This window comes from Parasphingopyxis sp. CP4 (assembly GCF_013378055.1).
Classification (GTDB): domain Bacteria; phylum Pseudomonadota; class Alphaproteobacteria; order Sphingomonadales; family Sphingomonadaceae; genus Parasphingopyxis.
In genome coordinates, this window is the sequence record NZ_CP051130.1 from 2396829 (window position 1) to 2409622 (window position 12794).

12 protein-coding genes and 1 riboswitch are annotated in these 12794 nt (G+C 59.9%); of the genes, 2 read left to right on the forward strand and 10 right to left on the reverse strand.

Annotation, left to right across the window (positions count from 1 at the left end):
• Positions 1-93: 93 nt before the first annotated feature.
• From HFP51_RS11735 to HFP51_RS11770, 8 genes are all read right to left on the reverse strand, one after another.
• Positions 94-552, reverse strand: coding sequence for a PaaI family thioesterase (locus HFP51_RS11735; protein ID WP_176875912.1), 459 nt, complete (start codon positions 550-552; stop codon positions 94-96).
• A 331-nt stretch (positions 553-883) separates the two neighbouring features.
• Entirely contained in the window at positions 884-1285 is a 402-nt protein-coding gene (locus tag HFP51_RS11740) for a nuclear transport factor 2 family protein (RefSeq protein WP_176875913.1), read from the reverse strand.
• Positions 1282-3159 (reverse strand): phosphomethylpyrimidine synthase ThiC, encoded by a 1878-nt coding sequence (thiC, locus tag HFP51_RS11745; RefSeq protein WP_176875914.1) that lies wholly within the window; start codon positions 3157-3159, stop codon positions 1282-1284. Before thiC ends, HFP51_RS11740 begins: the two co-directional genes overlap by 4 nt.
• Before the next feature lie 60 nt (positions 3160-3219).
• Positions 3220-3615 (reverse strand): DUF2065 domain-containing protein, encoded by a 396-nt coding sequence (locus HFP51_RS11750; RefSeq protein WP_176875915.1) that lies wholly within the window; start codon positions 3613-3615, stop codon positions 3220-3222.
• Positions 3616-3665: 50 nt separating this feature from the next.
• Positions 3666-3771, reverse strand: a riboswitch (TPP riboswitch).
• A gap of 37 nt (positions 3772-3808) precedes the next feature.
• Positions 3809-4312: a DUF2569 family protein gene (locus HFP51_RS11755; protein ID WP_176875916.1), complete on the reverse strand. Its 504-nt coding sequence runs from the start codon at positions 4310-4312 to the stop codon at positions 3809-3811.
• Positions 4313-4385: 73 nt separating this feature from the next.
• On the reverse strand, positions 4386-5249 hold the full coding sequence (locus HFP51_RS11760; protein ID WP_176875917.1) for a metal-dependent hydrolase: 864 nt from the start codon (positions 5247-5249) through the stop codon (positions 4386-4388).
• Positions 5246-5749 (reverse strand): hypothetical protein, encoded by a 504-nt coding sequence (locus tag HFP51_RS11765; RefSeq protein WP_176875918.1) that lies wholly within the window; start codon positions 5747-5749, stop codon positions 5246-5248. Before HFP51_RS11765 ends, HFP51_RS11760 begins: the two co-directional genes overlap by 4 nt.
• On the reverse strand, positions 5746-6324 hold the full coding sequence (locus HFP51_RS11770; protein WP_176875919.1) for a PadR family transcriptional regulator: 579 nt from the start codon (positions 6322-6324) through the stop codon (positions 5746-5748). Before HFP51_RS11770 ends, HFP51_RS11765 begins: the two co-directional genes overlap by 4 nt.
• Positions 6325-6513: 189 nt before the next feature.
• Between HFP51_RS11770 and HFP51_RS11775 the strand changes: the two genes are divergently transcribed.
• Together HFP51_RS11775 and HFP51_RS11780 are read left to right on the forward strand one after the other, a co-directional pair.
• Positions 6514-8553 carry a S9 family peptidase gene (locus HFP51_RS11775; RefSeq protein ID WP_255454656.1) on the forward strand — a complete coding sequence of 680 codons (2040 nt, stop codon included), beginning with the start codon at positions 6514-6516 and terminating at the stop codon, positions 8551-8553.
• 375 nt (positions 8554-8928) lie between these two features.
• Positions 8929-10689, forward strand: coding sequence for a hypothetical protein (locus tag HFP51_RS11780; RefSeq protein WP_176875920.1), 1761 nt, complete (start codon positions 8929-8931; stop codon positions 10687-10689).
• A 66-nt stretch (positions 10690-10755) separates the two neighbouring features.
• On the opposite strand, the gene HFP51_RS11785 is transcribed toward HFP51_RS11780, so the two are convergent.
• Entirely contained in the window at positions 10756-12297 is a 1542-nt protein-coding gene (locus HFP51_RS11785) for an NAD(P)/FAD-dependent oxidoreductase (RefSeq protein WP_176875921.1), read from the reverse strand.
• Positions 12298-12378: 81 nt separating this feature from the next.
• Positions 12379-12759, reverse strand: coding sequence for a hypothetical protein (locus tag HFP51_RS11790; RefSeq protein WP_176875922.1), 381 nt, complete (start codon positions 12757-12759; stop codon positions 12379-12381).
• Positions 12760-12794 lie beyond the last annotated feature (35 nt).

Consider the following 12794-nt stretch of genomic DNA (forward strand, 5'->3'; position numbering starts at 1 on the left):
GATGTCCATAATCCGAATTCCCAGCAGTCCAAGCTTTGTCTGCATCGCACTTAGTGTTCCATTGATCAACTCATTGCGCCGCCAAGTCTACCGCTACCCACCCCCACTCCACCCATGGCTTAGCAGCTTGATCGTCACCGTGCCCGTCGCGACGACAACCCCGTCTGCGTCCTGCATCGGGACTTGCGCCACATAGGTTGCGCGGCCGTTGGTCTCCAGGCTCTCCAGCAGGGCATCCAGCTCGGCGTCGCTCAGGCGGTATTCGGCGGTGACGTCGCTGGTGGCTGGTCTGTGGAAATCGACGGCGATGTCTTTGACGATCGGGAAGAAGCGTTTCGTGTCGAGGATCGAGATGCCGGGATTGGCGGCGGCGGCCTCGGCGAGGACGCAGAAGGCGCCGAGATACATGACATTCACATGGTTGGCATTGCCCTCAAGCGGCATCAGCAGCTTCGCATAGCCGCGTTCATGCTCCAGCGTCCGCATCCCCGTGCGCTCGACAAAGGGCACGCGATAGCCTTGGGTCTGGACGGTATCTGCCTGGGTCTCCATGGGCGGGCTCCTCTCGCTTGTGGTCGTCCGATCCTATCCGTTTGGGCTGAGCCTGTCGAAGCCTTGTGCTTTTCTTCCTAGACGGATGAAGAACAGAACAGCCCTTCGACAAGCTCAGGGTAGGCGGTGTTTTGGCGGCGCCATTGCGCCATCAAGAAACGCCGTCATGCTGAACTTGTTTCAGCATCCACCCATCCAAATGTGCAGACAATGCGTGTGGGACGGTGGACCCTGAAACGAGTTCAGGGTGACGAATAGAGCTTTGTGCTGCGGCGCAGGCCGGAGCACGGCAGGCGGGGGCACTGCGGTGACAGGGGCTGTCTCTCCTGTGTCAGGTGCCAAGGGCCGCGTCGGCCAATATCGTGTCCATATATTCGCGCACGCCGACAATCTTCCCGTCCCGCAGGGTGAAGATGAAGCAATAATCATTGTCATAGCGTTTGCCATCGACGGTTTCGGCATCGCCCCTGGCCAGCACCACGACCCGGTCGCCATCCGCCAGGATCAGCTCGGGAATGGTCAGATACGGCCCGGCAAAGCGCGCGAAGAGCGGCCCGACCAGATCGCGCTCGACAGCCTCCAGCCCTTTCGCATGTTTCGACCAGGCCGAACTGCCCATGACCTGCCACTCGATATCGTCTGAAAAGAGCGGCATGAAATGGGAGGGATCGCCCTTGGCCAGCCCGTCAAAGGCCTTGGTCATCAGGGCCTTGTTGTCGGCGCTATCGCTCATCCCTTCTCATCCACCGGGACGTAGAGATCGCCGCCATCGCGATATTTCTCGCTCATCTCGGCCATGCCCGCCTCGGCCGCTTCGGCATCCGGTTCGGTGGAATCGAGCACGCCATTGGGATTGTTCGCGGCGAACTCGCGTACCTCTTGTGAGATCTTCATGCTGCAGAATTTCGGGCCGCACATGGAGCAGAAATGCGCGGTCTTTGCGCCCTCTGCCGGCAGTGTCTGGTCGTGGAAATCCTCGGCCGTGTCGGGATCGAGCGAGAGGTTGAACTGGTCGCGCCAGCGGAATTCGAAGCGCGCCTTGGAGAGCGCATCATCGCGGACTTGCGCCGCCGGATGGCCCTTGGCGAGATCGGCCGCATGGGCGGCGAGCTTGTAAGTGACCACGCCGACTTTCACATCGTCGCGATCAGGGAGGCCCAGATGCTCTTTGGGTGTGACATAGCAAAGCATCGCCGTGCCATACCAACCGATCTGGGCGGCACCGATGCCGCTGGTGATATGGTCATAGCCGGGCGCGATGTCCGTCGTGAGCGGGCCGAGCGTATAGAAGGGCGCTTCGCCGCACGCTTCGAGCTGCTTTTCCATATTCTCCTTGATCTTGTGCATCGGCACATGGCCGGGGCCCTCGATCATCACCTGGACATCTTCTTCCCAGGCGATCTTGGTGAGCTCGCCCAGCGTGTAGAGCTCGGCAAACTGGGCTTCGTCGTTCGCGTCGTAAATCGAGCCGGGGCGGAGGCCATCGCCGAGTGAGAAGGCAATGTCATAGGCCTTCATGATCTCGCAGATCTCGGGGAATTTCTCATAGAGGAAACTCTCCTGGTGATGGGCGAGGCACCATTTCGCCATGATCGATCCGCCGCGCGAAACGATCCCCGTCATCCGCTTGGCGGCCATCGGGACATAGGGGAGGCGGACGCCGGCATGGATGGTGAAATAGTCGACGCCCTGCTCGGCCTGTTCGATCAGCGTGTCGGAGAAAATCTCCCAGGTCAGGTCTTCGGCCACGCCGCCAACTTTTTCGAGCGCCTGGTAGATCGGCACGGTGCCGATCGGCACCGGCGCGTTGCGGATGATCCACTCGCGCGTGTCATGGATGTTGCGGCCGGTGGAAAGGTCCATCACCGTGTCCGCGCCCCAGCGGATCGACCAGACCATCTTGTCGACCTCGGCCGCGACATCGGACGCGACGGCCGAGTTGCCGATATTGGCGTTGACCTTGACGAGGAAGTTGCGGCCGATTGCCATCGGTTCGGATTCCGGGTGGTTGATATTGTTCGGGATGATCGCGCGGCCGCGGGCGATCTCGTCGCGCACAAATTCGGGAGTCACATATTCGGGGAGCGATGCGCCAAAGCTTTCACCCTCGCCGAGTTTCGTGCGGGCCTGCTCGGCATTGAACGCCCGGCCGAGATTTTCGCGCTCGGCGACATATTCCATCTCCGGCGTGATGATGCCTTTGCGGGCATAATGCATCTGGGTGACATTGGCGCCGGACTTGGCGCGCAGCGGGCGCTTGATCACATTGGGGAAGGGATCGACACCGCCAGACCGATCCGGGCCGAGCTGGCCATTATCTTCCGGTTTCGTTTCGCGCGCGTCATAGCTCTCCACATCGTCGCGGGCCATGATCCAGTCCCGCCGCACTGCGGGAAGGCCGGCCATGATATCGATATGCGCCTCGGGATCGGTGTACGGCCCGGAGGTGTCATAGACGCGGACCGGATCCTCGCCTTCCTCAAGATGGATCTCGCGCATCGCGACGCGAACGCCGGAGCCTGTCTGGGCGGCGACATGGATTTTCTTCGAGCCGCGAATGGGCCCGGTTGTAACGCCGATTTCAGTGCGGGCGGGGATGTCTGCCATGGAAGAGTAAGCCTTTCTACGCGAACAGTCGCTTGGGGATTTGGGTCAGGAGATGGAGGATCAGAGGTGACAATAGCCGGCCCAGACAAAGGCCGCGCCAGCCAGGGTTGCGATCGTGCCGCCGATGCGACCGCCAAGGCTGGCCATGGGCCGGGCGATTGACCAGATGATTTGCGGTGCGGCGAGGAACAACAGGCCTTCGATGGCCATGCCCCAGCCAGTGATGGTGACAAGGATCGAGAGCCAGCCTTCGCCCATGGGATGGGTGAGGGCGATCGCGGTGCCGACGCTGAAGACAAGGATGCCGATCGCGAAATTGAGCGCGGGTGAGTTTTCCGCATTGGCGATCATCTGGCGAAACCGGTCGGGCGCCGTCAGCATGCCGAGGCCTGCTGCTGCGGCGTAGAGACCGATGGCAATGGCGAGGGCGCCGGTGAGATTTCCGATAGCCGTCATGACACAACTCCTTTCCATCTCGTAAGGAGAGTGCGGGGGGCGTGTATCGATCGGCCTGGCCGCTCCCTCCCTCCGCCAGCGTGAACTGGATCAGGTTCTGCGGGTCGTACGGATTTGCACCGCACCTCTCAGCCTAAGGCTCCCCGGGGATGGTCATCATGTACCGGATCGCGCTTCGCCTGTCTATCGGACCTCAGGCGAAAACATCATCGACCTCATGATCTTCAGGCTGGTTGAGATAGGTAACTTTAACGCGCTTTGATGTCGCGAAATAGAGAGTCCAGATCGTGGCCCATATGATCGACTGCACAAGAGCTCTTGGCCCGTCGGCAAGTATCATCGAAACTGTTTCGAACGGAGAATATCCCAAAAAGGAACTCGTTATACTGGTTACGCCGAACGGGAACACAAAAGCAGTCATCAAGATTGTTATGCGGGTCAGGAGGATTGTTGAAGGCCGATATTTCTTGGCAAGCCGATAGGCGACCGTGGTCAACACTATGAACTCGCAGACCAAGAATGTTAGGAGCGATATCGAGAAGAATGTCCAGTTTGAGATGTATTGACGGCCCATCTCGGCTGCGCCCCCGATGAGCGCGGAATACACTCTCGTCATGTCGATGAGCAGCGGAAATCCACACCCAAAAATGACGAAAACTATCAACCAGCCACCAAAGCCATATAGATCCTGACGCACCGCCCGCTCTCCTTGAAGAGAAGGATTCAACAAAACCTCTTTTAAATCAAGGTAATATGAGAAGCGATGCTTGCTATGCCGCGAAGCGGGCCGGGATTTCCGGGTCGGATGTGTCGAGCAGCGGGATGCGGCCTTCGGGGAGATCGGCATAAGCGCTGGCCCAGCGTTCCACCCATTGCGGATCGCGCACCTTGGCCGGGTGATAGCCGGGCATCAATGAGCGCAGCATGGCGGGCGAGGCATGAAAGAAAAAACGCGCGACCATGCGATAGAGCCGCAACCGACTGCGGATGCTGCGCCAGCGGCCATCGCGTTTCAGCATGCGCTTATAGCCTTTGCGGCTGCACCAGGCGACGTGAAAGGAGCCGCGGATCAGGCCCCAGGCCTTGCCCCAATAATCGCCATAGAGATCTTGGTAGAGATCATAGGCGACATTCTTATGTTCGGTTTCTTCCACCATATGCCACAGGACGAGCGAGGAGACGGACCGGTCCGCTCCGGCAAACAGATCGCTGCGCTGGCGGATCAGCCATTCGGTGATACCCATCGTCATCGTCTCGAAACCTGCCGTGTAAGCGAGCCGCCATTTGAGGCTGTAAGTCTGGAAGCGCTTATAGTCCGCATCCATCTCGTCTTCCGCTTCGGCAAGCTCGGGATAGGTGCGCTTCAGGATCTCGTTATAGCGCCGATGATTTTGGTAATGCGCGCCTTCCTGCCCGATAAAGCCCTGCACATCGGCTTTGAGATCGGGGTCGGAGACATGCTGCAAGGCTTCGCGCACCGTCTTGATCAAGAACGGTTCGAGATAAGGCATCGCAAGCGAAGCACCATTGGTCATGTGGCTCCATTCGGGTCGTTCGGAATGCCAGACCGGATCGATGTCCTCGTCGAAGGAAAAGGGGATACGGCGGACAAGGATTTCGGACGTGGCGGTCATGCGCTTTGCTCCCGGTGACGGTGATGCTGCCAAGCGCCCCATACCAGCAAGGCAAAGGCGATATGGACGCCCAGCATTGCCGGCCAACCGGCGAGGAAGATGATATTGTTGATCGTGACATCGCCCGCAAAAGGCCCGCCACCAAATTCCAGCCCGCGCGTGCCGAACATCGCATTGGCGATCGCGGGTAAAGTGAAAAGCCAGCCAAAGGCAAGCGCCGCCCAGAAGAGCCAGGCCTGGGCCCGTTCACCAAGCCGGATATAGCCGCCCGCCGCGCCAATCGCGATCAGCATCGTGCCATTGGTGATCCCTTCGAGATGCGCCATGTTCCATGCGCGACGATCGCTGGGGATATCAACCGGGATGTCGGTGAAAAAGGGCCAGAGATCGATCGCGCCGAGCAGGAAGAAGAAATAGAACCAGCCGGCAAATACCGACGAGACCAGCAGCCCGATGCCATTGAACACGAGCAGTCCCCTACGTTTTTCGGTGAGCGTCATGCGCGTTTCTCCTGTTCAATCGGAATGACATTGTTCTGCGAGCCGAGCGCTTCGGGGCTCAGCTGGTCGAGCGCGCGGGTGCACCAATCGCCCCATTCGCGTTCGTAGATCAGCGCCACTTCAAGCGCGAGTCGGCGGCCGATATCGCCGAGTATATCGCTATTTTCGAGTAGCTTATACTTCGCTTGATACTGGGCGTGGAGATCGCGATGGCGTTCCTGCCGGGCAAGGAGGTTGGCGCGCAGTGCATCCAGGTCGATCGCTTCGATCCCATAGAGCTGGACCAGGAAATCATCCTTCAACTCCTGCGGCTCGGTAGGTTGTCGCGACCATTGCATCAGCGCCTCGCGCCCCGCCTCGGTGATGCTAAACTCGATCCGGTTGGGCTTGTCGGACTGGACGATCTCCTTGGCAACCGCCCAAGCTTTGTCCTTTAGCTTGCCGAGTTCCCGATAGATTTGGGAATGGCGCGCGCGCCAGAAAAAGCCGACGCTTTGATCGAACAACTTGGCGATATCATAGCCGGAGCGTGGCCCCTCGGTCAGTGCGATCAGGATCGCATATTGTAGCGACATAGCATTCTCTCATATGACAATGAGGGAGTAATATGACACAAGTTGAATATAGTCAAGCGGACGTCTCTATGCTGCACGAACGCCGCGATAGGCGCAGCAAATCTCCGGGCCATGGATTTTAGATGTGACGGATGCCAATAGGATCGGCACAAGCCCGGATCATAGCGGAATCTAACAGGAGACAGTCCCTTGAAACCATCGATCGCTCTTATCGCCAGCGTCGCCGCATTGGCGACCACGCCCGCGCTCGCCAGACCGATGACGCCCGAAGATGTGAGCCGCATCGCCGATGTCGGCGCCTTTGCCGTGTCATCAGATGGCGCGCGTATCGCTTTTGGCCGCAACCAGCTCCCTGATATCATCGCAGGCGATGATAACGGCACGACCGATACCAGCCTTCATGTGGTAAGCGCCGCAAATAGCGCGCAGGAATTCCTGCCTGATGGCATGGATGTGAGCGGCATTCGCTTTTCGCCTGATGGTCGGATGGTCAGCTTTCTCTGGAACGATGATGGCGATGACGATTCCCACACCGCACTCTACGGCATTCCCGTTGCTGGTGGTGGCCACCGCCTGCTCGCCGAGATCGATGGGGCGAATATCCGCAGCTATGAATGGGCGCCGGATTCGCGCAGCGTCTATGCGATTGCTGCCGCCGAAACCGACGCTCAGCGCGCAGCGGAAAGTGCTGCGGGTTTCAACGCGGTCATCTATCAGGAAGAGCAGCGCTTCAACCGGATCTTCGCGGTTACGATCGGTTCCGAAGCTGATCCGCGTGAGATCGCAGTGGACGGCCATGTCACCCAGCTCAGGGTCTCGCCAGACGATGACTGGCTCGCCTTGCGCTGGTCCCCGACAACATTGGTCGATGATAGCTATACGCGCCAACGTGTGGTGATCGTCGACGCCGATGATGGGGCGATCCGCGCGACCGTCGAAACACCGGGCAAGATCGGCGATTATGAGATTTCGCCTGATGGGAGTCAGCTTTCGCTGATTGCTGGGATCGATCAGCATGATCCCGCAGCAACCACGCTGCATCTCGTCGATGCGGCGACCGGCAGCTACAGCGCGGTCAATGCCGGCGCGGCCGAAGCGATTGTCGATACTGAATGGATGGCCGATGGCCGGTTGGCCGCCGTGGTCCATGTCGGCGCGCAAAGCGAGCTGCGTTTCTATGATGCAAGCGGCGCTGTCACCGCTGCCGTCGATCCGGGTGCCGTGATCCTGCGGCGCCTTGATGCGGCGGGCGATCGACTGGCGGCGGTTGGCGATGCGCCGAGCCATCCCAATGAGTTGTTCCTGCTCAACGGGACCAGCTTCGCGCGCTGGACCACGCTCAATCCCTGGCTCGCCGATATCGATATGGGGGCCCAGCGCACCATGACCTATCAGGCGCGCGACGGGCTGACCGTCGAAGGCATTGTCATCGAACCCGTTGGCGGCGCGCCGAACGGTGGAGCGCCGACCATCCTCACCGTCCATGGCGGGCCCGAAGCCCATTATTCCAATGGCTGGCTGACGCGCTACTCGATGGCCGGCCAGGTCGGTGCGGGGAGCGGCTATGCCGTCTTCTACCCCAATTATCGCGGCAGCACCGCCTATGGGACTGACTTTTCCAAGCTCCACCAGAGCGATTATGCGGGCGGTGAATTCAACGATCTCGTCGACGGCATCCAGGCGCTGGGTGCAGAAGGCCTGGTCGATCTTGAACGGGTCGGCATCACTGGCGGTTCCTATGGCGGCTATGCGTCTGCCTGGGGCGCGACCGCGCTGACCGAGCATTTTGCCGCCAGCGTCATGTTTGTCGGGATTTCAAACCAGATTTCGAAATTCGGCACCGGCGATATCCCGCAGGAAATGTACCTCGTCCATGCACGCGCCTGGCCCTGGGATGATTGGCAGGCGATGCTTGAAGTCAGCCCGATCTTCCATGCCGGCCAATCGCAAACGCCAACCCTGATCCTCCACGGCGAGGAAGATACCCGGGTCGATCCGGGGCAAAGCTATGAGCTCTATAACGCGCTCAACATTCGCACCGATGTGCCCGTGCGCCTCGTGCTCTATCCGGGCGAAGGCCATGGCAACCGCAACGCTGCGGCGCGCTATGATTACAATATCCGCCTGATGCGCTGGATGGGTCACTATCTCACCGGTCCAGGCGGCGAACCGCCTGAACCGCGGATCGAACTGCCTGACGGCATGATCGGCGGTGACGCCAGCGAATAGGGCCAGCGAATAGGGCCAGCCCGGCAATAGCTTCGGATCACAGTTCGCCCTGCTGAACTCCGGTTCGGCGGGGCGATTGCTATGCACAGTTCGGTCCCGTTTCGGCACGGAATCTTTGCCCTGCGCTAACCCATTGCCTTTTCGGTGTAACTTAATATCCTGCGCAGCGATCAGACCGCTTTACCAATTCGCCTGTGAGGGGGGGCGCTGCGTGTCTAATGCTCTGCTGCGGATCGATCTGCTGAGATCGGACCCGCGGGCATACGGAGGCAGCCCCGGCCGGACGGCGGGTTGTTTCGGACCGCTGCACGTCTGTGCCGCGGTCAGCTCCTCGCCACTCATCCATTCCGCCTGACCGTGAATGAGGGGCATAAAATGATCGCTTCACACAAATATCTTCTGTCGACCGCCGGTATCGCGATAAGCGCTGCGATGCTGCTTCCCACCTCCGCTGCGCATGCGGATAGCTGCATGCTTGACCTGACTGGCAACAATGAAGTTTCCGACAATGGCGGCGCCAATTCCGATGGATCGGACGTTGGCGACAGCTTCGATAACGACAATCTCGCTTGCGGTAGAAACGCAGAAGCGACCGGTACAAACACGACGGCTATCGGCTCAGGGTCTCGGGCGACTGGCGAACGGTCGGCGGCTTTGGGACAAAATTCTCGGGCGACTGGATTGCAATCAACGGCTGTGGGGCAAGCATCCCAAGCAACGGGCGACCTGTCGACTGCTGTCGGCCGAGGCGCGCTGGCATTTGGCGGTAACAGTGCCGCTTTTGGCAACGCAGCTGCGGCGACCGGCTCCTGGTCTGTTGCCCTTGGCCGGGGTGCCGATGCAGGCGGTGAATCGGGGGTCAGTTTCACCGTGGCGATTGGGAGGGCGCAGGCCTATGGCCTCTCGTCGATTGCGGTCGGATATGAGGCGGCATCCGACGGGACCGCATCGATCGCAATCGGCCGGAATGCATGGGCCGAGGCCGATGAATCGATTGCCCTTGGCACCGATTCCTGGGCGCCCGATGCCAGGACCGTATCGGTGGGTAATGACGATTTTGGACTGTATCGGCGCATCGTGAATGTCGCGAACGGCCAGGATCCGAATGATGCTGTCACTGTCCGTCAGCTCAACAATCTGGGCAATACGGTTGCGGCGGTGAGTGTTGTCGCGGATAGCGCACTCGCTCTGGCGCTAACCAATGCCGATCTGATCGAAAGCATGCGCATCACCTCACCGGTTGGCGTAGGCGACATTACCGGCCGGGATGAGGCCACTGCCTCGGGTGACGACGCAGTCGCGATAGGATCTGGTGCGCAGGCCCAGTCCGATCGCTCCACCGCCATTGGTGCGGGGGCCATAGCAAATGGTTCCACGGCTATTGGCGCGGGTGCGACGGCCAATGGTCAGGGCACCGTTGCGGTCGGTGTGGATGCGCAGGCGGTAGCCATCGGTGCGCTGGCGATCGGTGAAGATGGGATTGGCGATGCGGATAGCGATGCCGCGGTCGCGAGCGGCGAATATTCGACCGCGCTCGGGACAGATGCGCTGGCCAGCGGCAATGCCAGTTCGGCGCTGGGCGCGGGGGCTTCGGCTGTCCATGCGGGCTCCACGGCCGTCGGCGCCGGAGCAGCAACCACGGCAGACAACCAGGTAGTGCTGGGTGCCGCCGGGTCATCGGTGCAGGTTGGCGATATCGATGCGTCGACCGCAGCCCAGGTCGGGCCGGTCCAGGCGGTCACGATTGATGCAAGTGGAACGCTGGGAAGCGCAGCACTTGCCAGCGCAGATAGCGTCACCAATCTGCAAAGTGCGTTCGATGACTTTTCGGCCGAAACCATGACCCGGCTCAACGCCGCGGAGGCGGGGCTTGCACAGACCAATTTCCGTCTCGAAGAGCTTGATAACCGGCTGTCCGGCGGCATCGCTGCGGCGATGGCTTTGGGCAGCGCGACGATTGTACCGGGCAAGGCCTTTTCCTTCACAATTGCCGCCGCATCCTATGGCGGGCAGCAAGCCTTTGCCGGACAGATGACCGGGCGTGTTTCGGAATCGGTTTACATATCGGCGGGCGTCACCGGGAATACCGGCGATGATCGCGTCGGCACACGGGTAGCGGCTACTTTCGGCTTCTAACGCAGGTTTTCGCGAGCCGTAGGCGGGGCGGGCCGATCATGTCGGCTCGCCCCGTTTGCGTCGAGGCTATTCGGCCGCTTCAGTTTCTGCCTCGGCGGTGGCGGCCTGGCCGTGATAGACAAATTCGCTGCTGCCCGGATCGATGGTCGGTATGACATCGCATTCGTTCCAATAATCCTGGGTGTGCCGCCATTCCGGCTTGTCACCGGCCTTGGGCAGCAAATGCATGTCGCGCATCAGATAGTTGGGATTGAAATCATCCGGGTCGACCCAGGAACTGATCTCCATATTCGCATCTTCGGGGCGCAGCGCCACTTCGACGCTGTCTGCGCCATGCCGGTCCATATGGTTGAGCAGGTTGCAGACAAAGTCCGCGACAATATCGACCCGCAAGGTCCAGCTCGCCCGGAAATAGCCGAAGATCCAGACCATGTTCGGCACGCCGGTAAACATCATGCCGCGATAGGTGATCGTTTCGGGCCAGCTGACCGGCTCATCATCGACCGAGAAGGGGATATCGCCGAGCACCGACAGGTTGAAGCCGGTTGCCGTGACGATGATATCGGCTTCAAACTCTTCGCCCGAATTCAAGAGCACGCCCTTTTCCGTGAAGCGATCGATCGTATCGGTAACGACATCTGCCTTGCCGCTCGCAATGCCCTGGAACAAGTCGCCATCCGGCACCACCGCGACCCGCTGCTGCCAGGGTCGATATCTGGGTGTGAAATGGGTCGCGATATCATAGTCAGGGCCTAAAAATTCGCGCACCCCGTCGAGCAGTTCTTCCTTCACCACCTCGGGCTCGGTCTTGCAGCGTGTTGTCAATTGCAGTTGATCGAACAGGTTCTTCTTGCGGACGATCGGATGGATAATGTCCTCATCAATCTCAATCTCGCGCAGCGTATCAGCGAGCTCATTGGCGTTGGGCGCGGGCAAGAAATAGGTCGGGGAGCGCTGAAGCAGGGTGACATGGTCGACATCACCGGCAATCGCGGGAACCAGCGTCGCCGCGGTTGCGCCCGATCCGATCACGAGCACGCGCTTGTCTTTCAGGTCGGCATTTTCGGGCCAGAGCTGGGGATGGATAATCTCGCCCTTATAGTCATCCATGCCATCCCATTCGGGCGTGAAGGGCTGTTCGTGATTATAATAGCCCTGGCACATCCAGAGGAAATTGGCGGTGAAGATCTTCTGCTCGCCGGTTGCGTTTTCGGTGACTTCGACGGTCCATAGATTATCGGCACGGGAGAAATGCGCTGCCGTAATGGTGTGGCCATAGCGGATATGCGCATCGATGCCGTTTTCTTCGATCACCTCGCCCATATATTTGAGGATCTCCTCGGCACTGGCGATCGGGGCGGAGGTCCAGGGCTTGAAGCGATAGCCAAAGGTATAAAGATCGCTGTCGGACCGGATGCCCGGATAGGTGTGGGTTACCCAGGTGCCGCCGAACGTGTCTTTCTTTTCAAGGATCAGAAAGCTTTTGCCCGGGCATTGATCTTTCAGGTGCCATGCAGCGCCGATGCCGGAAATCCCCGCACCGACAACCAACACATCGACATGGGTCGCATCCTGGCGGGCTTCAGTATTCTGGCTTGGCATATCCATCTCACTTCTCCTCAGGCAGCACCTTTCCGCGCAGCATGGCGACCCGCATTGATTTGAGTCAAACGGTTTGGGCGGACAGGCTCAGGAGATTGTCTTCAACCGTGTCGCGGCAAAACCGTAGAGAAGCGCGGCGGCCAGCAGCATTGCACTGCCAATAAACGGCCCGACTGCATAGACAATCAATGCAGCATCTGCGGCGATCAAAAGCGCGCACGCGATCAGCAGGCTACGGAGCCCCGCCACGGTGAACCAGGCGCCTGCGACAAGGCCGATCGCGATCGCCATCCAATGCACCGTGGGGAACAACCAGATTGTCGGGATCGCTTGGGCAAAGAAACCCTGATCGCCGGTTTCGGCAACCCATGCGGAAATTTCTGCATGGCCCGTAAAGTGAAATGCGGCGGTAATCGCCAGGACCAGGCTGCCGATTGTAACCGGGAAAATGGCGGGTTTGCCGGACATGACAGTCTCTCCTTTGGCGATGCTCGCCGACTTTA

What these genes read in the sequence shown, in the direction of transcription:
- HFP51_RS11735 (WP_176875912.1), bottom strand. Translation starts at nt 552, where the DNA reads ATGGAGACCCAGGCAGATACCGTCCAGACCCAAGGCTATCGCGTGCCC.
- HFP51_RS11740 (WP_176875913.1), bottom strand. Translation starts at nt 1,285, where the DNA reads ATGAGCGATAGCGCCGACAACAAGGCCCTGATGACCAAGGCCTTTGAC.
- thiC (WP_176875914.1), bottom strand. Translation starts at nt 3,159, where the DNA reads ATGGCAGACATCCCCGCCCGCACTGAAATCGGCGTTACAACCGGGCCC.
- HFP51_RS11750 (WP_176875915.1), bottom strand. Translation starts at nt 3,615, where the DNA reads ATGACGGCTATCGGAAATCTCACCGGCGCCCTCGCCATTGCCATCGGT.
- HFP51_RS11760 (WP_176875917.1), bottom strand. Translation starts at nt 5,249, where the DNA reads ATGACCGCCACGTCCGAAATCCTTGTCCGCCGTATCCCCTTTTCCTTC.
- HFP51_RS11765 (WP_176875918.1), bottom strand. Translation starts at nt 5,749, where the DNA reads ATGACGCTCACCGAAAAACGTAGGGGACTGCTCGTGTTCAATGGCATC.
- HFP51_RS11770 (WP_176875919.1), bottom strand. Translation starts at nt 6,324, where the DNA reads ATGTCGCTACAATATGCGATCCTGATCGCACTGACCGAGGGGCCACGC.
- HFP51_RS11780 (WP_176875920.1), top strand. Translation starts at nt 8,929, where the DNA reads ATGATCGCTTCACACAAATATCTTCTGTCGACCGCCGGTATCGCGATA.
- HFP51_RS11785 (WP_176875921.1), bottom strand. Translation starts at nt 12,297, where the DNA reads ATGGATATGCCAAGCCAGAATACTGAAGCCCGCCAGGATGCGACCCAT.
- HFP51_RS11790 (WP_176875922.1), bottom strand. Translation starts at nt 12,759, where the DNA reads ATGTCCGGCAAACCCGCCATTTTCCCGGTTACAATCGGCAGCCTGGTC.